The sequence below is a fragment of the Polaribacter sp. BAL334 genome (assembly GCF_015767435.1).
Taxonomy (GTDB): domain Bacteria; phylum Bacteroidota; class Bacteroidia; order Flavobacteriales; family Flavobacteriaceae; genus Polaribacter.
Window position 1 is genome coordinate 1 of sequence record NZ_JADWOV010000231.1, and the last position, 350, is coordinate 350.

At 30.9% G+C, this 350-nt stretch carries 1 protein-coding gene; it reads left to right on the forward strand.

What is annotated here, in order from left to right; all coding sequences use genetic code 11:
- Nucleotides 1–350: glucuronate isomerase (locus tag IU405_RS03050; protein WP_197437143.1), on the forward strand; the 350-nt coding region annotated here is incomplete at both ends.

Sequence of the window (350 nt, forward strand, 5' to 3'; positions counted from 1 at the left end):
GTACCATAATTATTCTAAAAATCAACCAATTATTGATTATCATAACCATTTATCTCCAAAGCTAATTGCAGAAAATACCGTTTTTGAAAACATTACCCAAGTTTGGATTCAGGGAGATCATTACAAATGGCGTGCAATGAGAACTTTAGGAATCAATGAAAAGTTTATCACAGGCAATGCTTCAGATAAAGACAAATTTTTAAATTGGGCAAAAACAGTTCCATATACAATGCGAAATCCTTTGTATCACTGGACACATTTAGAAATGGCACGTTATTTTGATGTTTATGACTTGTTGAATGAAAAATCTGCTGAAAAACTGTATGAAGAAGTTTCATCAAAAGTAAATA